This window comes from Streptomyces hokutonensis, from assembly GCF_000376565.1.
Taxonomy (GTDB): domain Bacteria; phylum Actinomycetota; class Actinomycetes; order Streptomycetales; family Streptomycetaceae; genus Streptomyces; species Streptomyces hokutonensis.
Window position 1 is genome coordinate 44,162 of record NZ_BARG01000022.1, and the last position, 21,763, is coordinate 65,924.

The 21,763-nt window shown below is 69.6% G+C and carries 19 protein-coding genes; 1 reads left to right on the forward strand and 18 read right to left on the reverse strand.

The genetic code is table 11. The features are described from left to right. Positions 1-18 precede the first annotated feature (18 nt). The 5 genes from SSP08S_RS11500 to SSP08S_RS55175 all read right to left on the reverse strand — a co-directional run bounded on the left by SSP08S_RS11500 (position 19) and on the right by SSP08S_RS55175 (position 4,898). Positions 19-1,605, reverse strand: coding sequence for a Na+/H+ antiporter (locus tag SSP08S_RS11500; protein WP_026178395.1), 1,587 nt, complete (start codon positions 1,603-1,605; stop codon positions 19-21). A gap of 108 nt (positions 1,606-1,713) precedes the next feature. Continuing rightward, positions 1,714-2,184, reverse strand: coding sequence for a GNAT family N-acetyltransferase (locus SSP08S_RS11505; RefSeq protein WP_019067741.1), 471 nt, complete (start codon positions 2,182-2,184; stop codon positions 1,714-1,716). Then, a complete protein-coding gene (locus SSP08S_RS11510) occupies positions 2,181-3,125 on the reverse strand; it encodes an RluA family pseudouridine synthase (protein ID WP_026178396.1) in 945 nt (314 codons plus the stop codon). The genes SSP08S_RS11505 and SSP08S_RS11510 overlap by 4 nt, the downstream gene beginning before the upstream one ends. Before the next feature lie 52 nt (positions 3,126-3,177). After that, a complete protein-coding gene (lspA, locus tag SSP08S_RS11515) occupies positions 3,178-3,753 on the reverse strand; it encodes a signal peptidase II (RefSeq protein WP_019067743.1) in 576 nt (191 codons plus the stop codon). Between the two features lie 101 nt (positions 3,754-3,854). Continuing rightward, a complete protein-coding gene (locus SSP08S_RS55175; RefSeq protein WP_019067744.1) occupies positions 3,855-4,898 on the reverse strand; it encodes a TraR/DksA family transcriptional regulator in 1,044 nt (347 codons plus the stop codon). Positions 4,899-5,502: 604 nt separating this feature from the next. On the opposite strand from SSP08S_RS55175, the gene ileS reads away from it, so the two are divergent. After that, positions 5,503-8,640: an isoleucine--tRNA ligase gene (ileS, locus tag SSP08S_RS11525; RefSeq protein WP_019067745.1), complete on the forward strand. Its 3,138-nt coding sequence runs from the start codon at positions 5,503-5,505 to the stop codon at positions 8,638-8,640. Positions 8,641-8,692: 52 nt separating this feature from the next. Here the strand turns inward: ileS and SSP08S_RS11530 are convergent, their stop codons facing one another. From SSP08S_RS11530 to SSP08S_RS11590, 13 genes are all read right to left on the reverse strand, one after another. Continuing rightward, entirely contained in the window at positions 8,693-9,121 is a 429-nt protein-coding gene (locus SSP08S_RS11530; RefSeq protein WP_019067746.1) for a hypothetical protein, read from the reverse strand. Positions 9,122-9,236: 115 nt separating this feature from the next. Next, positions 9,237-10,472 (reverse strand): DivIVA domain-containing protein, encoded by a 1,236-nt coding sequence (locus tag SSP08S_RS11535; RefSeq protein WP_019067747.1) that lies wholly within the window; start codon positions 10,470-10,472, stop codon positions 9,237-9,239. A gap of 52 nt (positions 10,473-10,524) precedes the next feature. Further along, the gene (locus SSP08S_RS11540) at positions 10,525-10,815 is read right to left on the reverse strand and encodes a YggT family protein (protein ID WP_019067748.1); all 291 of its coding nucleotides are present in this window, start codon (positions 10,813-10,815) and stop codon (positions 10,525-10,527) included. Positions 10,816-10,865: 50 nt separating this feature from the next. After that, positions 10,866-11,507 carry a cell division protein SepF gene (locus SSP08S_RS11545; protein WP_026178397.1) on the reverse strand — a complete coding sequence of 214 codons (642 nt, stop codon included), beginning with the start codon at positions 11,505-11,507 and terminating at the stop codon, positions 10,866-10,868. A 128-nt stretch (positions 11,508-11,635) separates the two neighbouring features. After that, positions 11,636-12,355 (reverse strand): YggS family pyridoxal phosphate-dependent enzyme, encoded by a 720-nt coding sequence (locus SSP08S_RS11550; protein ID WP_026178398.1) that lies wholly within the window; start codon positions 12,353-12,355, stop codon positions 11,636-11,638. A 6-nt stretch (positions 12,356-12,361) separates the two neighbouring features. Then, positions 12,362-13,090, reverse strand: a complete 729-nt coding sequence (gene pgeF / locus SSP08S_RS11555; RefSeq protein ID WP_019067751.1) for a peptidoglycan editing factor PgeF — start codon at positions 13,088-13,090, stop codon at positions 12,362-12,364. Beyond that, complete coding sequence (gene ftsZ / locus SSP08S_RS11560) at positions 13,087-14,277, reverse strand: cell division protein FtsZ (RefSeq protein ID WP_019067752.1); 1,191 nt, start codon at positions 14,275-14,277, stop codon at positions 13,087-13,089. The genes pgeF and ftsZ overlap by 4 nt, the downstream gene beginning before the upstream one ends. A 277-nt stretch (positions 14,278-14,554) precedes the next feature. Further along, a complete protein-coding gene (locus SSP08S_RS11565) occupies positions 14,555-15,349 on the reverse strand; it encodes a cell division protein FtsQ/DivIB (RefSeq protein ID WP_019067753.1) in 795 nt (264 codons plus the stop codon). A gap of 25 nt (positions 15,350-15,374) precedes the next feature. Beyond that, positions 15,375-16,466, reverse strand: a complete 1,092-nt coding sequence (murG, locus tag SSP08S_RS11570) for an undecaprenyldiphospho-muramoylpentapeptide beta-N-acetylglucosaminyltransferase (RefSeq protein ID WP_019067754.1) — start codon at positions 16,464-16,466, stop codon at positions 15,375-15,377. Positions 16,467-16,472: 6 nt separating this feature from the next. Continuing rightward, the gene (ftsW, locus tag SSP08S_RS11575) at positions 16,473-17,840 is read right to left on the reverse strand and encodes a putative lipid II flippase FtsW (protein WP_019067755.1); all 1,368 of its coding nucleotides are present in this window, start codon (positions 17,838-17,840) and stop codon (positions 16,473-16,475) included. A 21-nt stretch (positions 17,841-17,861) separates the two neighbouring features. After that, positions 17,862-19,295: a UDP-N-acetylmuramoyl-L-alanine--D-glutamate ligase gene (murD, locus tag SSP08S_RS11580; protein ID WP_051105892.1), complete on the reverse strand. Its 1,434-nt coding sequence runs from the start codon at positions 19,293-19,295 to the stop codon at positions 17,862-17,864. Continuing rightward, positions 19,277-20,350 carry a phospho-N-acetylmuramoyl-pentapeptide-transferase gene (gene mraY, locus SSP08S_RS11585; RefSeq protein ID WP_019067757.1) on the reverse strand — a complete coding sequence of 358 codons (1,074 nt, stop codon included), beginning with the start codon at positions 20,348-20,350 and terminating at the stop codon, positions 19,277-19,279. The genes murD and mraY overlap by 19 nt, the downstream gene beginning before the upstream one ends. Next, positions 20,347-21,762 (reverse strand): UDP-N-acetylmuramoyl-tripeptide--D-alanyl-D-alanine ligase, encoded by a 1,416-nt coding sequence (locus SSP08S_RS11590; RefSeq protein ID WP_019067758.1) that lies wholly within the window; start codon positions 21,760-21,762, stop codon positions 20,347-20,349. The genes mraY and SSP08S_RS11590 overlap by 4 nt, the downstream gene beginning before the upstream one ends. Between the last annotated feature and the right edge of the window lies 1 nt (position 21,763).

The following is a 21,763-nucleotide window of genomic DNA, read 5'->3' on the forward strand; positions in this document are numbered from 1 at the left end:
CCATGTCTGTACAAGGACTCAGCGCAAGCTGCGCACGTCAAGATGCCGAAGCACCCGGTCCACGATCTCCGGATCCGCCCCCGGCTCACTCCGCGCCGCCAGCACCTCGTGCCGCGCCGCGCTCATCATCTCGCCCTGGATCCGCCGCATCCGCTTCACCCGTTTCACCCTCTTCTCGTACGCCTCCCGCCGCTCCCCGTCCCCCACCTCGGGAGAGATCCGCACCCCGATGTCGAACGCCCGCCGCAGCAGTTGCTCGGACACCTCCTCCGGCAACTCCTCCACATCCTCGATCTCCCGCAGCCTCCGCTTCGCGGCCTTCGCCGCCCGCACCGCGAGCTCCTTCTCGAACGCCTTCTCGCTGTCGACATCGGCCCGCACCCCGAGCCGCTTCACCAGCCACGGCAAGGTGAGCCCCTGCAACACCAGCGTCGCCATGATCACGCCGAACGCGATGAACACGATCTCGTCCCGGTCGGGGAACGCCGACCCGTCGTCCATCGTCAGCGGAATCGCCAGCGCCAACGCGACCGACGCCACCCCGCGCATCCCCGACCACCACATGATCACGGTCTCCCGCCAGGACGTCGGGATCTCCTCGTCGTAGTCCCGCTTGGCGTGCAGCCGTTTGGTCAGCCAGGTCGCCGGCAGCAGCCACGCCAGCCGTACGACCACGACGACACCGACGATCGCGGCGGCCCAGCCGAGCATCTCGCCCCAACGCCCGGACGCCGTACGGATCGCGTTGTGCAGCTCCAGCCCGATGAGCCCGAACGCGACCCCGGTGACCAGTGTGTCCACCACGTCCCACACGGTCGCCCCGGCGAGCCGGGTCAGCACGTCGTCGGCGCCGAGCGAGTACTCGGCGAGGAACAGCGCGGTGGTGAGCACGGCGAGCACCCCGGAGCCGTGCAGTTCGTCGGCCAGGACGTACGAGGCGTACGGCACCAGGAGGGTGAGGCCGATCTGCAGGGTGGCGTCGTCCAGGACCGACATCAGCTTGTTCGCGGCCCAGCCCAGGGCCAGTCCGACCGCCACGGCGACGACGGCGGACAGCACGAAGTCGAGCCCGGCGCGCCAGAAGTGGAAGCTCCCGCTGACGGCCGCGGCGATCGCCACGTGGTACAGCACGATGGCCGTGACGTCGTTGAAGAGGCCCTCGCCCTCCAGGATCGACACCAGCCGCCGCGGCAGCCCGAGTTGGCCGGCGACGGCGGTCGCGGCGACCGGGTCGGGCGGTGCCACCAGCGCGCCGAGCGCCACGGCGGCGGCGATCGGCAGCCCGGGCACGATCGCGCTCGCGACGGCGGCCACAGCGAGAGTGGTGACGAAGACGAGCGCCACGGCGAGCAGGAAGATGGGCCGGATGTTGGCGGTGAACTGCCGCCAGGAGGTGCGCCGTACGGCCGCGTACAGCAGCGGTGGCAGCAGCAGGGGCAGGATCAGGTCGGGCGGGACGTTCACGTTCGGCACGAAGTCGGCGATCGCGAGGGCCATCCCGAGGAGCGTCATGAGCACGGGCGCCGGCAGACCGAACCGGTCCCCCAGCGGGACGCTCACCACGGCCCCGAGCAACAGGACGAAAAGCAGGGCCAATTGATCCACGGTCAGGGCTCCGGCGGGATCTCGACGTTCGGTTCACACAGCGGACGCCCAAAGCCTGCCACGCCACCCGCCCGACCAGCCTTTTCGACGCCCTACGCGCCGCATGACCTACAACACGCGCCGCATCGCCCGGTGCGGTATCCCGGCGTCCGGGAACTCCGGGCCGTACGCCTCGTAGCCAAGCCGTTCGTAGAACCCGAGCGCATGCGTCTGGGCGTGCAGGTCGACCGCGGCCAGCCCACGCGCGCGTGCCGCGTCCTCGATGGCCCGCACCAGCGCGATCCCGACCCCGAGCCCCCGCGCCTCCTTGGTGACGGCGAGCCGCCCCAGGGAGCCCACGGTGGGATCCCCGTCGGTCTTCGCGGCAGCCGCCTCGCCGTACAGCAGCCGCCCGGTGCCCAACGGCAGCCCGTCGTCCCGCACGGCGAGCACATGCGTCGCCACGGCGTCGTACTCGTCGTACTCGAGCTCCTGGGGCACGCCCTGCTCGGCGACGAAGACCTCCTTGCGGACCGCGAAGCAGGCCTCCTGGTCGGCCGGGTCCTCGGCGACGCGCACCGCGTAGGGCGTGGGACTCATGCGTAGGTCTCCTCGCGCACCAGGTCCAGGGCCTGCTGGAGGTCGTCCGGGTAGCCGCTCTCGAACTCCACCCACTGGCCGTCGGCGGGGTGCTCGAAGCCGAGCCGTACGGCGTGCAGCCACTGGCGGGTCAGGCGCAGCCGCTTGGCGAGGGTCGGGTCGGCGCCGTACGTCAGGTCGCCCACGCACGGGTGCCGGTGGGCGGCCATGTGGACGCGGATCTGGTGGGTGCGGCCGGTCTCCAGCTTCACGTCGAGCAGGGAGGCCGCGCGGAAGGCCTCGATGAGGTCGTAGTGCGTGACCGACGGCTTGCCCTCGGCGGTGACCGCCCACTTGTAGTCGTGGTTCGGGTGGCGGCCGATGGGGGCGTCGATGGTGCCGCTGGTCGGGTCGGGGTGGCCCTGGACCAGCGTGTGGTAGCGCTTGTCGACCGTGCGCTCCTTGAACTGGCGCTTCAGGGAGGTGTACGCCCGCTCCGACTTCGCGACCACCATCAGGCCGGAGGTGCCGACGTCGAGGCGGTGCACGATGCCCTGGCGCTCGGCGGCACCGGAGGTGGAGATGCGGTATCCGGCGGCGGCCAGTCCGCCGATGACGGTCGTGCCGGTCCAGCCGGGGCTGGGGTGGGCGGCGACGCCGACCGGCTTCACGATCACGATCACATCGTCGTCGTCGTAGACGATCTCCATGCCCTCGACCGGCTCGGCGACGATCTGCACGGGCGCGGGCGCCTGCGGCATCTCGACCTCCAGCCAGGCCCCGCCGTGCACCCGCTCGGACTTCCCGACCACCGAGCCGTCGACCGTGACCTTCCCCGCCGAGGCCAGCTCGGCGGCCTTCGTACGGGAGAAGCCGAACATGCGGGAGATGGCGGCGTCGACACGCTCGCCCTCCAGGCCGTCGGGCACGGGCAGGTTTCGGATCTCGGGAACTGTGCTCACCCGGTCGAGTATGCCGGACGGGTCCGACACCGCCTTACCTCAGCCTGTGGGCTCAGTCCTTGTGGACCGTGCCGTCCGGGTCGAGGCCCCGGAACGACAGCAGCACGATCAGGATGCCGCCGCAGACGATCGCCGAGTCGGCGAGGTTGAAGACGGCGAAGCCCTTGGGCGCGATGAAGTCGACGACCTCGCCCTGGAAGATGCCGGGCGAGCGGAAGATCCGGTCGGTGAGGTTGCCGAGGGCACCGCCCAGCAGCAGCCCGAGCGCGATCGCCCAGGGCAGGCTGTAGAGCTTGCGGGCCAGCCGGGCGATCACCACGATCACGGCGGCCGCGATCATCGTGAAGATGACCGTGAAGGCGGCGCCGAAGCCGAAGGCCGCGCCGGGGTTGCGGATCGCGTGGAACTCCAGCCAGTCCCCGAAGACCTCGATCGGCGCGTGGTGCTCCAGCTTGGCCACCACGAGCAGCTTGCTCACCAGGTCGAGGGTGTACGCGAACGCGGCCACCGCGAACAGCACGGCGATCCGGCGCTTTCCCCTGGGGCGCGCGGTCTCGCCCCGCTCCGGCTCGGCCCCCGCCGCCTCTGGGGTATCCGGCGTACCGATGATGCGCTCCGCCTCTGCCACGTGAGTCCCTCGAACCTAGGTACCTGACTGAGGAAGAGGGTACGGCACACCTCTCGGCACCCTCTGTACCGGCGTTCAGTACCGGCGCTCGGTACTGGCGCTCAGTACCGGCGTTCCTGCTTCTGCTTGCACTCGACGCACAGGGTGGCCCGCGGGAAGGCCTGCATGCGCGCCTTGCCGATCGGGTTGCCGCAGTTCTCGCACAGGCCGTAGGTGCCCGCGTCCAGCTTCCCGAGGGCGCGCTGGGTCTGGATCAGCATCTCGCGCGCGTTGGCGGCGAGCGCCATCTCGCTCTCCCGCGTGATGTTCTTGGTGCCGGTGTCGGCCTGGTCGTCGCCGGCGCCGTCCCCGGAGTCCCGCATCAGACCGGCCAGGGCCCGCTCGGTGGACGTGATCTCCTCGCTCAGCCGCTCGGCGTCGGCCTGCAGCTCGGTACGGGCCTCCTCGACCTCCTGCGGCGTCCAGGGGTCCTCGCCCGGGCGGACCGCCAGCTCGCCCGGCCCGGCCGCCGCGGCGAGCCGTGCCTTCGGAACCGGTGTCTTCGCCGCCGTGGCCGTGCCAGGAGTCTTCTTCGCAACCACCGTCGTGGCTCCCGTCTGCTCCGCGGCCCGCGCCGCGCCCGCCGTTGCCTTCTTGGCCGCACTCTTCGTGCGCTTCGCGCTGTTCGTCGTCCTGGCGGTCGCCGTCGACCCGGCCGTCGATTTCGCGGCCGCCTTCTTCGCAGTCGGCTTCTTCGCGGTCGATTTCGTGGCCGTCCTGGTGGCGGTCCCCTTCGGGGACTCGTTCAGGGCGACGGCCGCCTTCGGGGCTGCCGTCTTCTTCACGGCCGCTTTCTTCACAGCCGTCTTCTTCGCATTCGCGGCCGTCGTCTTCGCGGCCGTCGACTTCGTGGCCGTCGACTTCGTGGCCGTTCTCTTCACGGTCGTCTTCTTCGAGCCGGTCACCGTCTCGGAACCGGTCGCTTTCTGCGAACCGGTGGTCTTCTTCGAGCCGGTCGCCTTCTCCGAACCAGTCACTTTCTCCGAACCGGTCGTCCTCTCCGAACCGGTCGTCCTCGCACCGGTCGCCTTCTCCGAAGAAGCCGCCCTCGTAGCGACCGCCTTCTTCGCCGCGGTCTTCTTCGTTGCGGTCTTCTTCGCCACCATGGCCGCGGCCCCTTCACATTTTGTGATCACGCACGCGAATCGTGCTGGGACGATAAATCGACTTGAGTCCCGCGGCAACGGGGCACGCCGCCCGATTCGTCCACCCCTCCGGCCCCGCGCGGCGAGCCTTCATGCGTTGTGCCCAGCTCCCCGCCGGGTAATCCGCCGAGCCCGCCGCCCTGGACCTCGAACGCGCGTTCAGCGCCATTCGAGTCATACGGCGGGCCGGGAAGCCCCGGGCCGAGGCCCCCGCAAAACCGGTCGGCCGCTGTCGGCGCGGGCCCGTACACTGGGCGGAGCGAGAAGCGTGGATGGGGACGAGTAGCGGCGTACGCAGCCAAGAGCGACCCGGGGACGGTGGAAGCCCGGGGGCGAGCGCGACGTGAAGATCACCCCGGAGCCGCCGGAAGAAAGCCGCAGCCGACCGGCCGCGGTGAGTAGACCCGGTATCGCGACCCCAATGAGGGGGCTCATTGGTGCGCAGGGTGCACCGGGGAGCCAAGGAGGGTGGTACCGCGGGAGCGCGCCGCACACGGCGTACGGAAAGTCGTAGCTCTCGTCCCTCCGGACGGAAGGCAGATAGTCCGCCGGAGGAAGCTCGCTGATGACAACGCCGACGTACCGCCAGGTGCCCGCCCAGGTCGACCTGCCCGCGCTCGAGCACGCCGTGCTCGACTTCTGGCGCGAACAGAAGATCTTCGCCAAGACCCTGGACCAGTCCGAGGGGCGCCCCGAGTGGGTGTTCTACGAGGGCCCGCCCACGGCCAACGGCATGCCGGGCGCCCACCACATCGAGGCGCGGGTCTTCAAGGACGTCTTCCCCCGCTTCCGCACCATGCGCGGCTACCACGTGGGCCGCAAGGCCGGATGGGACTGCCACGGCCTCCCGGTGGAGCTGGCGGTCGAGAAGGAGCTGGGCTTCACCGGCAAGCAGGACATCGAGGCGTACGGCATCGCCGAGTTCAACGACAAGTGCCGTGCGTCCGTGACCCGGCACACCGACGCCTTCACCGAGCTGACGAACCGCATGGGGTACTGGGTCGACCTCGACGACGCCTACCGGACCATGGACCCGGAGTACATCGAGTCGGTCTGGTGGTCCCTCAAGGAGATCTTCAACAAGGGCCTGCTGGTCCAGGACTACCGCGTCGCCCCGTGGTGCCCGCGCGACGAGACGGGCCTGTCGGACCACGAGCTGGCGCAGGGCTACGAGACCGTCGTCGACCCCTCCGTGTACGTCCGTTTCCCGCTCACCTCCGGTCCGCTGGCCGGTCGTGCCGCGCTCCTGGTCTGGACGACGACACCCTGGACGCTGGTGTCCAACACCGCCGTCGCCGCCCATCCCGAGGTCACCTACGTCGTCGCGACGAACGGCGAGGAGCAGCTCGTCGTCGCCGAGCCGCTGCTCGCCAAGGCCCTCGGCGAGGGCTGGGAGACCACCGGTGAGACCTTCACCGGCGCCGAGATGGAGCGCTGGACCTATCAACGTCCGTTCGAGCTCGTGGAGTTCCCGGAGCCCGCCCACTACGTGGTGAAGGCGGAGTACGTCACGACCGAGGACGGTACGGGTCTGGTCCACCAGTCCCCCGCCTTCGGCGAGGAGGACCTCAAGGTCTGCCGCGCGTACGGCCTGCCGGTCGTGAACCCGGTCCGTCCCAACGGCACCTTCGCCGAGGACGTCCCGCTCGTGGGCGGTGTCTTCTTCAAGAAGGCCGACGAAAAGCTCACCGAGGACCTCAAGGACCGCGGTCTGCTCTTCAAGCACGTGCCGTACGAGCACAGTTACCCGCACTGCTGGCGCTGCCACACCGCGCTCCTGTACTACGCGCAGCCCTCCTGGTACATCCGCACCACGGCCGTCAAGGACCGCCTCCTCGAGGAGAACGAGAACACCAACTGGTTCCCGGACACCGTCAAGCACGGCCGGTACGGCGACTGGCTGAACAACAACATCGACTGGGCGCTGTCCCGCAGCCGCTACTGGGGCACCCCGCTGCCGATCTGGCGCTGCGCGGACGACCATCTCACCGTCGTTGGCTCCCGCGCGGAGCTGACCGAGCTGACCGGCACCGACCAGTCGAACCTGGACCCGCACCGCCCGTTCATCGACGCGGTCACCTTCGCCTGCCCCCAGTGCGGCGAGACCGCCACGCGCGTGCCCGAGGTCATCGACGCCTGGTACGACTCGGGTTCGATGCCGTTCGCGCAGTGGGGCTACCCGTACAAGAACAAGGAGATGTTCGAGTCCCGCTACCCGGCGCAGTTCATCTCCGAGGCGATCGACCAGACCCGCGGCTGGTTCTACACGCTGATGGCCATCGGCACCCTGGTCTTCGACAAGTCGTCGTACGAGAACGTGGTCTGTCTCGGCCACATCCTCGCCGAGGACGGCCGCAAGATGTCCAAGCACCTGGGCAACATCCTGCAGCCGATCCCGCTGATGGACCAGCACGGCGCGGACGCGGTGCGGTGGTTCATGGCGGCGGGCGGTTCACCTTGGGCGGCGCGCCGCGTGGGCCACGGCACCATCCAGGAGGTCGTCCGCAAGACGCTCCTGACGTACTGGAACACGGTCGCCTTCCAGGCCCTGTACGCGCGCACATCCGACTGGGCACCGAGCGCGGCCGACCCGGCCCCGGCCGACCGCCCGGTCCTGGACCGCTGGCTGCTGTCCGAACTCCACGCGCTCACCGACCAGGTGACGCAGGCTCTGGAGGCCTACGACACCCAGCGCGCCGGCAAGCTTCTGTCGGCGTTCGTCGACGACCTGTCCAACTGGTACGTCCGCCGCTCCCGCCGCCGCTTCTGGCAGGGCGACAAGGCCGCGCTGCGCACGCTGCACGAGGTCGTCGAGACGGTCACCAGGCTGATGGCCCCGCTGACCCCGTTCATCACCGAGCGGGTCTGGCAGGACCTCGTCGTCCCGGTGACCCCGGGCGCCCCCGAGTCCGTCCACCTGTCCTCGTGGCCGGAGGCGGACCTGTCCGTCATCGACCCGGAGCTGTCCAAGCAGATGGTCCTCGTACGGCGCCTGGTGGAGCTGGGCCGGGCCACGCGCGCGGAGTCGGGCGTCAAGACGCGCCAGCCGCTGTCCCGCGCGCTGATCGCGGCGACGGGCTTCGCCGCCCTGGACCGCGAACTGCACGCGCAGATCACGGAGGAGCTGAACGTCGAGGGGCTCGCCTCGCTGAGCGAGGTCGGCGGTTCGCTGGTCGACACCACGGCGAAGGCCAACTTCCGCGCCCTGGGCAAGCGGTTCGGCAAGCGCGTCCAGGATGTGGCGAAGGCCGTCGCGAACGCCGACGCGGCCGCCCTGTCCCTCGCCCTGCGCGAAGGTACGGCGACCGTCGAGGTGGACGGCGAGACCATCACGCTGGCTCCGGATGAGGTGATCATCACAGAGACCCCGCGCGAGGGCTGGTCCGTGGCCTCCGACTCGGGTGCGACGGTCGCCCTCGACCTGGAGATCACGGAGGAGCTGCGGCAGGCGGGCCTGGCCCGTGACGCGATCCGGCTGATCCAGGAGGCCCGCAAGAACAGCGGCCTGGACGTGGCCGACCGGATCGCACTGCGCTGGACGTCGACCGACCCGGAAGTCATCTCCGCGCTGGCCGAGCACGCGGCCCTGATCGCCGACGAGGTCCTGGCGACGGACTTCGCCCAGGGCGAGGCGGACGACACGTATGGCGTGCCGTTCACCGATGAGGGTCTGTCGCTGGTGTTCCGCCTGCGTAAGGCGTAAGCACGCCCGGCCGAAGGCCCGGTTCCTCCAGGGGAGCCGGGCCTTCGCATGCCTACGAAGACCCCTGCTCCAGCACCGCAAGCAGGTCGGCGGGCACGCCCACCACTTGGAGGGTGGAGTCCGACCCACCCGCGGGAAACACGCTCACACTGAAGCCTCTGGCGGTGAGGATGAGCGCCATCGCCTGCGTCATCGCGGTGAGAACCAGGTGCGCGTACGACCGCGTGTATACGTCCTCCGCCGTGCCGAACGCGGCCTCGTCTGCTGCCTGGCGGAGCGCGGGCGCGACATTCCAGCCGACCCACACGGTCCACTCATCGTCCTTGTCCGAAGGACGGACATAGACCATGACGCCCGGCTCGGCATCCGCCCCCGCGGGCTGCAACGGCAGACCGGCGCCCGCCAGGCAGTTGTGGATATACGCCACCACTCGCGCCTGCGTCTCCGCGGCGGCCCGCTTCTCTCGGCGCTTGCTGAACATGCACCGCACGCTAACGCCGTGCTCCCCGCGACACACGCAAAAGGGCGGGGCCCCGGATCGAAATCCGGGGCCCCGCCCTGAACGCTGCCGACGCCGAAGGCGTACTAAAGGCCGGTCAGTTGTCGTCCTCGTCGATCAGGAAGCCGCGCATCGGCGAGGGAGCCTGGCCCATCGGGGACGGGCCCTGCGGGCGGACCGGAGCCATCGGCTGGGTCATCGCCGGGGACATCTGCTGCTGGCCGCCGTAGGACGGTCCGGCCGGGGCCGGTCCTCCCATGCCGCCCATGCCCTGCGGGCCGCCGTACGACGGGGCGCTCGCGCCGGCCGGGGCCATCGAGGGCGCCGGGGACGGCGGAAGCGACGCGGCGGCCGGAGCGCGCGGCGGAGCGAGCGAGTCGTCGGCCTGGGTCTCCAACTGGCGCAGCTGCGACTCCAGGTAGGACTTCAGACGCGTGCGGTACTCGCGCTCGAAGCCGCGCAGGTCCTCGACCTTGCGCTCCAGCGTGGCGCGGGCGGACTCCAGGGAGCCCATCGCGACGCGGTGCTTCTCCTGCGCGTCCCGCTCCAGGGCGTCGGCCTTGGCACGGGCGTCGCGCTCGAGACCCTCGGCGCGCGAACGGGCCTCGCCGACGATCTTGTTGGCCTCGGAACGGGCCTCGGCGATCGCCTGGTCGGCGGTCTGCTGGGCCAGCGAGAGGACACGGGCGGCGCTGTCGCCACCGGGGCCCTGCTGCGGCATGCCGCCGCCCATGGGACCGCCCATGCCCATCTGCTGCTGCATGGGGGGCTGGCCCATCTGACCCTGCATCGGGCCCTGGCCCATCTGCTGCATCTGGCCCTGCATGGGCCCCTGGCCCATCTGGCCCTGCATCGGACCCTGGCCCATGGGGCCCTGTCCCATCGGACCCTGGCCCTGCGGGCCACCCTGGCCGCCGGGGCCGGGCGGCAGCTGCGGGGCGCCGCTCGGCAGCTGGGGCGGGCCGCCCATGGGGCCGCCCATCTGCTGCTGCGGCGGGCCCGATATGCCGGCGGGCACCGGGGCGCCCGGACCGCGCATGCCCTGCTGCGGCATGCCTTGCGGGGGCATGCCCTGCTGGGGCATCCCCTGTTGCTGCATGCCGCCCTGCTGCTGGTCCTGGTCCGGGGGCTTGCGCATGTTCTGCTGGTTCTGGGCAGCGGCACGCGTGGCCGCGGCCAGTTTGGCGCGCAGGTCCTCGTTCTCGCGGAGCAAGCGCGTCAGTTCGGCTTCGACCTCGTCGAGGAAGGCATCAACCTCGTCCTCGTCATAGCCTTCTCGGAGGCGGACGGTCGTGAACTGCTTGTTCCGCACGTCCTCGGGGGTCAACGGCATCTCTTCACCTCAACGTAGTCATCGGCAGTCGGCAAGACCGTATCGTCCACTGTCACCCCGCGAGATTGCCCACGATAGAGATCAAGATGTAGACGATGATCATCAGGACGAAGAAGGACAGGTCGAGCGCCACGCCCCCGAGACGCAACGGCGGAATGAACCGCCGTAGAAGCTTCAACGGTGGATCGGTGACAGTGTAGGCGGCCTCCAGAACGACCACCATCGCCTTGCCGGGTTGCCATGAGCGGGCGAACTGGAAGACGTAGTCCATGACCAACCGGAAGATGAGCACGATAAGGAACACCATCAGCGCGATGTAGATCACCTGCGCGAACACGCTCATGGTCTGTCTTTCCCTCTCCCCTGTTCCGTGCTTCCTAGCGGCTGTCTGTCTCAGCTCTGATTGAAGAACCCGCCCTCTGCGATGCGGGCCTTGTCCTCCGCCGTGACATCGACGTTAGCAGGCGACAACAGGAACACCTTCTGCGTCACCCGCTCGATGCTGCCGTGAAGACCAAACACCAAACCGGCCGCAAAGTCGACAAGTCGCTTGGCGTCTGTGTCATCCATCTCAGTCAGATTCATGATCACCGGGGTGCCTTCACGGAAGTGTTCCCCGATGGTACGGGCCTCGTTGTAGGTCCGGGGGTGAAGTGTGGTGATCCGGTAAGGCTCTCGTTCCGACACGACCTTGGGCATGATCACCGGTGCGTTCTTCTCCAGGGACTGGCGTTCTTGTGTGATGGATGCCACGGGCGCGATGCGCGCCGGACGCCCTGATTCCGCACCCAGTGAAGCGGAATGGGACACCGGGTCACGAGGGGCCGGAGGCTGCACCACTCGTACCGGTTCGTCCCTTTGGGACTGATGTGAACTGTGCGCCTGGTGCGACGGCTCGTGCCGCCGCCGGTCCCGCTCGGGCTCCGGGTCCAGTTCGGGTTCGAAGTCGTCATCGGGGTCGAAACCCCGGCCGTCGTACCCATCGTCCTCCACGAGGCCGAGGTAGACCGCCATCTTGCGCATCGCGCCGGCCATTCTCTGAGTCCTCCGCTCTGTGGTGGATCGGCTGACGACTGCCAAGTGCCCGCGATCCACGAGGTCGTTGTGCCCGCCTTCGGCGGCAATGACCATATTTTCTGCTGTGGTCCGACTTCCTGGCGACGTTACCCGAGCCTGGGGCGGACGCCGAGTACCGCAGTGCCGACGCGTACATGTGTCGCTCCGGCTGCCACGGCCTGTTCGAGGTCCGCACTCATCCCTGCCGACACCATGTTCGCAGCCGGATGGGCTCGGCGCAGGTCAGTCGACAAATCCATCAACCGCCCGAACGCCTCCTGTTGGCGTCCCGCGTACTCCCCGGTGAGCGGGGCGACAGTCATCAGACCGTCGAGCCGCAGCCCCGGGGAGGCGGCCACCAGGTCGGCCAACTCCCCTACGCCGCCCGGCCCCACGCCACCGCGCTCGCCCCGCCCGCTCACTCCCGCGTCGAGCGCGACCTGGATGAGACAGCCCAGTTCGCGCCCGGACCGCTCGGCCTCCTTCGACAGCGCGGTCACGAGCCTGGCCCGGTCGACCGACTGCACGACATCGGCGTAACCGACCACGGATCGCACCTTGTTGGTCTGCAACTGGCCGACGAAGTGCCAACTCAGCGCCAGATCCGCGCATTCGGCCGCCTTGGGGGCAGCGTCCTGGTCCCGGTTCTCGGCGACATGACGCACACCGAGTCCGGCCAACGTCCGTACGTCGCTCGCCGGATAGGTCTTGGTGACCACGATCAGGGTCACCTCGTCGCGCTTCCGCCCGGCCGCGGCACAGGCGGCGGCGATGCGCTCCTCGACTCTCGCCAGATTCACGGCGATTTCTTGCTTACGGTCCGTCATGCCCGATCAGTCCAGCCACACATAGCTCGCGAGCCGCCCGGTCGTGCGGTCGCGGCGGTACGAGAAGTGGTCGCCCGATTCACGGGTGCACACCGGAGACTGCTCCCGGTCGCGCACCCCGAGCCGGTCGAGCTGCGCGTGCGCCCCGGCGGTCACGTCGACCGCGGGAGTGCCCCAGCTCGTCTCGGCGTACGCCGCGGGTTCCACGGCGGCGACATCGGCGCGCATGTCCGCGGGCACTTCGTAGCACCGGCCGCAGACGGCGGGTCCGGTGCGGGCGAGGATCCGGGCGGGATCGGCGCCGAGTTCCGTCATGGCCCGTACGACGGCGGGTACGACCCCTGCCACCATGCCCGGGCGTCCGGCGTGGGCCGCGCCCGCGATCCCGGCGACCGGGTCGGCGAGCAGGACCGGCGTGCAGTCGGCGGTCAGGACCGCGAGGGCGAGGCCGCGCCGGGCGGTGACGAGCGCGTCCACGGAGGGGATGTCGGCGGCACCCCAGGGCCCGTCGACGACCGCCACGTCCGCGCCGTGCACCTGGTTCATCCAGACCACCAGCTCCGGGTCCAACCCCAGTGACTTGGCGGCCAGTTCGCGATTGGTACGTACCGTGTCGGGGTCGTCGCCGACCGCGCCGCCGAGGTTGAGCTCCTCGTACGGAACGGCGCTCACCCCGCCCCACCTGTCGGTGAAGGCGAAGTGCGCGCCGCTCACGGTGTCGAACTGTCCTATCACTTCAGGAAGTCCGGTACGTCCAGCTCCTCGGCGGCACTGTCCGAGTAGGTCCGCGACGGCGGGACCGGCGGGGCGACCGGGAGGTCGGCGACCGGCTCCTGGGCGGGCTCCGGCTCCTCCTTCGGCTTGACGCTGCCGAGCGAGCCGAAGGACGGACGGCTCTCGTTCTGCCGTACCGGAGTCGGCTCGTCGCGGCGGGCCGAGGACGAACCCATCGTGGACTCGCGGCGGGTCGGCGGCTGGCCGCCGTCGAAGCCGGCCGCGATCACGGTGACCCGGACCTCGTCGCCGAGGGCGTCGTCGATGACCGCGCCGAAGATGATGTTGGCCTCGGGGTGGGCGGCCTCGCTGACCAGTTGGGCCGCTTCGTTGATCTCGAACAGGCCGAGGTCGGAGCCGCCGGAGATGGAGAGCAGGACGCCGCGGGCGCCGTCGATGGAGGCCTCGAGGAGCGGCGAGGAGATCGCCATCTCGGCCGCCGCCACCGCGCGGTCGTCGCCGCGGGCCGAGCCGATGCCCATAAGGGCCGAACCGGCCTCGGACATCACGGACTTGACGTCGGCGAAGTCGAGGTTGATCAGGCCGGGCGTGGTGATCAGGTCGGTGATGCCCTGGACGCCGGAGAGCAGGACCTGGTCCGCCGACTTGAAGGCGTCGAGGACCGAGACCTGGCGGTCCGAGATGGACAGCAGCCGGTCGTTCGGGATGACGATGAGGGTGTCGACCTCTTCACGGAGTTCGGCGATGCCGTCCTCCGCCTGGTTGGCCCGGCGCCGTCCTTCGAAGGTGAAGGGGCGGGTGACCACGCCGATGGTGAGGGCGCCGAGGGAGCGGGCGATGTTGGCCACGACGGGGGCGCCGCCGGTGCCGGTGCCGCCGCCCTCGCCGGCCGTCACGAAGACCATGTCGGCCCCCTTGAGGACCTCCTCGATCTCCTCGCGGTGATCCTCGGCGGCCTTGCGGCCGACGGCCGGGTTGGCGCCGGCGCCGAGTCCGCGGGTGAGTTCGCGGCCGACGTCGAGTTTGACGTCGGCGTCGCTCATCAACAGCGCCTGCGCGTCGGTGTTGATGGCGATGAACTCGACGCCCTTGAGACCGACCTCGATCATCCGGTTGATGGCATTGACACCACCGCCGCCGACACCGATGACTTTGATGACTGCGAGGTAGTTCTGCGGTGCTGCCACGTCGAAGGCCTCTCGCCTCGAGTTACGTGTCGTCGATCGCGGTGTTCCACGATCCGACGACGGATGCCGAATGGGACGGTCCGTAGCGCCGACCCGAACCCTAACGTTGAAGTTTAGGGTTACCAGTGTGTCCGTTCCTTGAAGTCTTCTGAACAGGACACTAAGTCGACAAGTGGCGCACGTTCAACGAACACGCCGAACCTCCCGTTTTTCTTTTCACCCTATGTGATCAGCCGTAGCGCTGCCCAACCAGGGTGCTGGCCTGCGCGAATGTGCGTCAACTCCCGGCTGACGCAGGGGCGGTGGGAACACTTACGTCGAAGTGCCGGGCTCCGGAAGCTGCTTTCATGAGAGCGGTGAGCGTACGCGCCTTCGCCGCGCCCTTGTCGCCGCTTCCCCAGGAGACGGTCCGGCCGCCGCTCAACTCCAGTGAGATGTCGTCGTAGGAACGGACCTTGACGACCTGTGTGTCGCGCGCGACGGCGGCCGGAATGTCACCCGCTACGCGCACCGCCTCGCGGACGAGTCGGTCCTCGCCGAAACGGCGCAGGCCGACGGCGGAGGAAGCCGTGGGAGAGAGCGCCAATTCGAGGGTGGGGACGGACTTCGGCGGCGTGGAAACGGTGGCGAATCGGACGCCCTCGCCGTCCACTTCGACGAAGTTTCCGCCCTTTTTCACGACCAGGACCGGGCTGCGTTCGGTCACTTTCAGCCCGATTCCATGAGGCCAGGAACGGACTACCTCAACAGTGTCAATTCGGGGCAATTTCCTGCGGAGTCGGGCCTCGATCGCATCGGTGTCGACGGAAATGAGCGGTCCGCCGACCGGAACTCCGGCGGCTTCGCGCACCTGCTCCGGCGTCAGAACCTCGGTCCCGGAGACCGACACCTTCTCCACCCGCAGCCACTGGGAGCCGTAGAGCAGCCAGACCGTGGCGGCGCCCAACAGGACTGCGGCGAGGGCGAGTACGACAATCAGACGAAGGCGTCGCGGCCCCAGGCGCCGGACAAGGGGCGGGCCGGACGACTCCTGTTGGCGTTCACCGCGCTCGGCGGTCGTCGGTCCGGCCACGATCCCCTGCCTCTCTCACATAGGGCTAGCGGTGCCGCGAGGCGATCGCCTCGTACACCATGCCGACGAGCAGGTCGTCGGCGTCCCGGCGGCCGAACTCGCTTGCCGCGCGCGACATCTCGTACAGCCGGTGCGGATCGGCGAGCACGGGCAGGACGTTGCCCTGGACCCACTCGGGCGTCAGTTCCGCGTCGTCGACCAGGAGTCCGCCGCCGGCTTTGACCACCGGCTGGGCGTTCAGCCGCTGTTCGCCGTTGCCGATGGGCAGCGGGACGTAGGCGGCCGGGAGTCCGACGGCGGAGAGTTCGGCGACGGTCATCGCGCCCGCGCGGCAGAGCATCATGTCGGCCGCGGCGTACGCGAGGTCCATCCGGTCCACGTACGGTACCGGGATGTAGGGGGGCATCCCCGGCATCTGGTGCACCTGCGGCAGTTCGTTCTTCGGGCCGACCGCGTGCAGGATCTGAATTCCGGCCTGTTGGAGGTAGGGCGCGACCCGCTCGACCACCTCGTTGAGGTGCCGGGCGCCCTGCGAGCCGCCGGAGACCAGCAGCGTCGGCAGGTTCGGGTCGAGGCCGAACGCGGCCCGGGCCTGGGGCCGTACGGCCGCGCGGTCCAGGAGGGCGATGGAGCGGCGCAGCGGGATGCCGATGTAACGGGCGCCCCGCAGCTTGCTGTCCGGGGTGGAGACGGCGACCTGGGCCGCGTAGCGCGAGCCGATCTTGTTGGCCAACCCGGGCCTGGCGTTGGCCTCGTGGATCACGATCGGCACCCCGAGGCGCTTGGCGGCGAGGTAGCCGGGCAGCGCCACATAGCCGCCGAAGCCGACGACCGCGTCCGCCTTGGTGCGCTCCAGGATCTGCTCGGCGGCCTTGATCGTGCCGCGCAGCCGGCCCGGCACGGTGATCAGTTCCGGGGTGGGCTTGCGGGGCAGCGGTACGGCGGGGATCAGCGCGAGTTCGTAGCCCCGCTCGGGTACGAGGCGGGTCTCAAGGCCGCGTTCCGTGCCCAGCGCCGTGATCCCCACGGTGGGGTCCTGCCTGCGCAGGGCGTCCGCGAGGGCGAGCGCGGGCTCGATGTGGCCGGCGGTCCCCCCACCGGCGAGTACGACATGCACCGAAATTCACCGCTCTCCGGACGAACGCGCCGCCGAGGCACGCCGTCGCATCGTGTTCCATCTGCGGGGACTCCGGCCGGAACCGGGTCCCCTGGCCCCCCGTTTTCTACCAAAGCGGGGTTGCCGCATCGCAAGCGCCGCCCGCGCAGCGGGGTCGTCGCGCGCGAAGGCGATCAGCAACCCGATGGCGAACATGGTCGGCAGCAGGGCGGAACCCCCGTAGGAGAACAGCGGGAGCGGGACGCCGGCGATCGGCAGCAGGCCGAGCACCGCACCGATGTTGATCACCGCCTGAGCGGTGATCCAGGTGGTCACGCCTCCCGCGGCATACCTCACGAAGGGGTCCTCCGTGCGTCCGGCCACGCGGATACCCGCATAGCCTAGAGCCGCGAAGAGGGCGAGGACCGACAGCGTGCCCGCCAGGCCCAGTTCCTCACCGGTGACGGCGAAGATGAAGTCGGTGTGGGCTTCGGGGAGTTGACCCCATTTCTCCACACTCGCGCCGAGTCCGGAGCCGAAGATCCCGCCCGACGCCAGCGCGTAGATCCCGTGCACGGCCTGCCAGCAGTCGGCGACCCCGGTCTTGGGCTCGGTGGCGCCGATGCAGGCGAGCCGGGCCATCCGGTTGGGGCTGGTCTTGATGAGGATCACACCGATCACGCCCGCGATCGACAGCACGCCGGCGAACAGCCGGGTCGGCGCTCCGGCCAGCCAGAGCAGGCCGAACAGGATCGCGGTGAGGATGATCGCCGTACCCATGTCGCCGCCGAGCATGATCAGTCCGAGCAGCATGAAGGCGACCGGCACCAGCGGCACCAGCATGTGCTTCCACTGGGACAGCATCGCCTTGTCCTGCTTGCGGGCGAGCAGATCGGCGCCCCACAGGACGAGGGCGAGTTTGCCGAACTCGCTGGGCTGGATCTGGAAGGAGCCGCCGAGCGAGATCCAGTTGCGGTTGCCGTTGACCGACATCCCTATCCCCGGCAACTGCACCAGCGCCATCATGAAGACGGCGCCCGCGAGGATCGGATAGGCCAGCGCCCGGTGCAGTTTGACCGGCATCCGCGAGGCGGCCAGCGCCAGCACCCCGCCGATGCAGGCGGCGAGAAACTGTTTGCGGAAGAAATACGAGCCGGGCAGCGACAGTTGGAGCGCCGTGATCTGGGAGGCCGAGTAGACCATCACCAGACCGAGCACGGTGATCAGCACACTGCCGCCGGCGATCAGGTAGTAGGCGGTCAGCGGCCGGTCCCAGGCCCGTCGCGCGTTGGCGTACAGCCGGCGTACGGGGTTGTCCCGTACGGTCCGTGCGGCTGCGGGACGTCTGGGGGTCCGCTGCTGCACGGGCGGCCGGCCGGTACGGCTACTGGGCATCAGCGCCTCCGCTCACGTCGGTCAGGCGCCGAGTTCGCGAACCGCCTGGGCGAACGCGTCACCGCGCTTGTTGTAGTTGGCGAACATGTCCATGGAGGCGCAGGCCGGGGCGAGCAGCACCGTGTCGCCGGCGGCGGCGAGCCGCTGTGCCTCCTGGACAGCCGCGAGCATCGCCCCAGTGTCGGTCCGGGCGAGGTCGACGACGGGTACTTCCGGGGCGTGTCGCGCCAGGGCTTCCCGGATGAGCGCACGATCGGCGCCGATCAGCACCACGCCCCGAAGTCGCTTTGCCGACTTGGCGACGAGTTCGTCGAAGGTGGCGCCCTTGGCGAGTCCGCCCGCGATCCACACGATGGACTCGTAGGCCGCCAACGAGGCTTCCGCCGCATGGGTGTTGGTGGCCTTGGAGTCGTCGATGTACGCGACACCGTCCACATCGGCGACGTGCGCGATGCGGTGCGCGTCGGGCGTGAAGGCCCGCAGCCCGTCCCGTACGGCCTTGGCGGGCACCCCGAAGGCGCGCGCGAGGGCGGCGGCGGCAAGGGCGTTGGCGATGTTGTGCGGGGCGGGCGGGTTGACGTCCGAGACCTCGGCGAGTTCCTGCGCGTTGCGCTGCCGGTCCTCGACGAAGGCGCGGTCGACCAGGATGCCGTCCACGACGCCGAGTTGGGACGGTCCGGGGCTGCCCAGCGTGAACCCGATCGCCCGGCAGCCCTCCTCGACGTCGGCCTCGCGGACCAGGTCCTCGGTGGCCTTGTCGGCGACGTTGTAGACGCAGGCGACCCGATTGCCTTCGTAGATACGGCCCTTGTCGGCGGCGTACGCCTCCATCGAGCCGTGCCAGTCGAGGTGATCGGGCGCCAGATTGAGAACGGCGGCGGAGTGGGCGCGCACCGAAGGCGCCCAGTGGAGCTGATAGCTCGACAGTTCGACGGCGAGGACGTCGTATTCCTCGTCCCCGAGTACGGCGTCCAGGACCGAGACGCCGATGTTGCCGACGGCGGCCGTGCGCAGGCCGCCCGCCTTCAGGATGGAGGCGAGCATCTGGACGGTGGTGGTCTTGCCGTTGGTGCCGGTGACGGCGAGCCAGGGGGCCGCGTCGGGGCCGCGCAGGCGCCAGGCCAGCTCCACGTCGCCCCAGATCGGGACGCCCGCTGCACGCGCCGCCGTGAACAGCGGCTTGTCGGGCTGCCAGCCGGGGGTGGTGACGATCAGTTCGGTGCCCTCGGGCAGGGTCGCTCCGTCGCCGAGGCGGACGGTGATGCCGAGCGCCTCCAGGTCGGCCGCCTGGGCCCGGGAGCGCTCGTCGTCGCCGTCGTTGACGACCGTGACGAGCGCGCCGAGGCCGTGCAGGACCTTGGCGGCCGGGATCCCGGAGACTCCGAGTCCGGCGACGGTGACGTGCTTGCCCTCCCAGGAGAGCCCCTGCCCTTCGGTCACTTTTCCGCTGCCCATCCCGCGTAGAAGAGGCCCAGGCCGACGATCACGCAGATGCCCTGGATGATCCAGAAACGGACCACCACGAGCACTTCGGACCAGCCCTTGAGTTCGAAGTGGTGCTGGAGCGGGGCCATTCGGAAGACCCGCTTGCCGGTGAGCTTGAAGGAGCCGACCTGGATGACCACCGACATGGTGATGAGGACGAAGAGGCCACCCATGATGGCGACGAGCAGCTCGGTGCGGGAGAGGATCGCCAGACCCGTGAGGACACCGCCGAGGGCCAGCGAACCGGTGTCCCCCATGAAGATCTTGGCCGGCGAGGTGTTCCACCACAGGAAGCCCAGGCAGGCGCCCATCAGCGCGGAGGCGATGACAGCGAGGTCGAGCGGATCGCGCACCTCGTAGCAGGCGTTCGGGTTGGTCAGGGTCTGCGCGTTGGCGCAGGACTCCTGGAACTGCCAGACACCGATGAAGGTGTAGGCGCCGAAGACCAGCACCGAGGCGCCGGTGGCGAGGCCGTCCAGACCGTCCGTCAGGTTCACGCCGTTCGACATCGCGAGGATCATGAACAGCGCCCAGATCACGAACAGGATCGGGCCGATCTTCCAGCCGAAGTCCGTGATGAACGACAGCTTCGTGGAGGCCGGGGTGTTGCCGCGGGCGTCCTGGAACTGCAGGGCGAGCACCGCGAAGCTGATGCCGACGATCAGCTGGCCGGCCATCTTCGCCTTGGCCCGCAGGCCCAGCGAACGCCGCTTGACGATCTTGATGTAGTCGTCGAGGAAGCCGACCAGGCCCATCCCGACCATCAGACCGAGCACCAGCAGACCCGAATAGGTCGGCGCGTAACCGGTGATGACCTTGGACAGGAAGTACGCGGCGACCGTCGCGAAGATGAAGGCGATACCGCCCATCGTCGGCGTACCGCGCTTGCTGGCGTGCTCGCGCGGGCCGTCGTCGCGGATGTACTGGCCGTAGCCCTTGCGGGCCAGCAGCTTGATCAGCAGCGGGGTGCCCACCAGGGTCAGGAACAGGCCGATGACTCCTGAGAACAGGATCTGCTTCATCATCGGGCGGCAACCTCACCCTCGGTACCGGCCTCGACGAGCGCCTGCGCCACGCTCTCCAGACCGACCGACCGGGACGCCTTCACGAGAACGACGTCTCCCGGGCGCAACTCGCTGCGCAACAGGTCGACCGCCGCCTGTGCGTCGGACACGTGCACCGACTCCTCACCCCACGAACCCTCGTTATATGCGCCCAGTTGCAGCCAGGACGCTTCCCTGCCCCCGACCGCGACGAGCTTGCCGACATTGAGCCGGACGGCGAGCCGTCCGACCGCGTCGTGCTCGGCGAGCGCCTCGTCCCCGAGCTCGGCCATCTTGCCGAGCACCGCCCAGGTCCGCCGCCCCTTGCCCATGGCCGCGAGCGCGCGCAAGGCGGCTCGCATGGACTCGGGGTTCGCGTTGTAGGCGTCGTTGACGATGGTCACGCCGTCCGGTCGCTCGGTGACCTCCATCCGCCAGCGGGAGAGGGAGCCCGCCTCGGAGAGCGCGGTGGCGATCTCGTCTGCGGACATGCCCAGCTCATGGGCGACGGCGGCCGCGGCGAGCGCGTTCGACACGTGGTGCTCACCGTACAGGCGCATGGTCACTTCGCTGCACCCGGAGGGTGTGTGAAGGCTGAAGGCGGGCTGTCCGCTGTCCGTGAGTCTCACGTTCTCGGCCCGTACGTCCGCTTCGCCGGACTCTCCGAAAAGGATCACCTTCGCCTTCGTACGGGATGCCATGGCCCGTACGAGCGGATCGTCGGCGTTGAGGACCGCGACACCGCCGTCTTCAACTGAAGGGAGCGCCTCCACGAGTTCACCCTTTGCCTGCGCGATCTGCTCCCGGCCGCCGAACTCCCCGATGTGGGCGGTGCCGACGTTGAGGACGAGGCCGATCTGCGGGGGCGTCAGATCCGTGAGGTAGCGGATGTGACCGATCCCGCGGGCGCCCATCTCCAGGACGAGGAACCTCGTCTCGTCGGTGGCGCTCAGCGCGGTCAGCGGCAGCCCGATCTCATTGTTCAACGATCCCGGTGTGAACACCGTGGGCGCCTTGCGGGCGAGCACCTGGGCGATGAGGTCCTTGGTGCTGGTCTTGCCCGCCGAGCCGGTGAGGGCGACGAGGGTCGCGCCGAGCCGTCGTACGACATGGCGGGCGAGGGCGCCCAGGGCGCTCTGGACGTCGTCCACGACGATCGCGGGCACGCCGACCGGGCGGGAGGCCAGGAGGGCCACCGCGCCCGCCTCGACGACCGCCTGTGCGAAGTCGTGGCCGTCGACGCGCTCGCCGACGAAGGCGACGAAGAGGCTGCCTGGTTGCACTTCCCTGGAGTCGCGGACCACCGGGCCGGTGACCTGGACGGACGGATCCGGTATGTCGTGCGTCTGCCCGCCGACGACTGCTGCGATCTCGGCGAGGGAGAGGGCGATCACA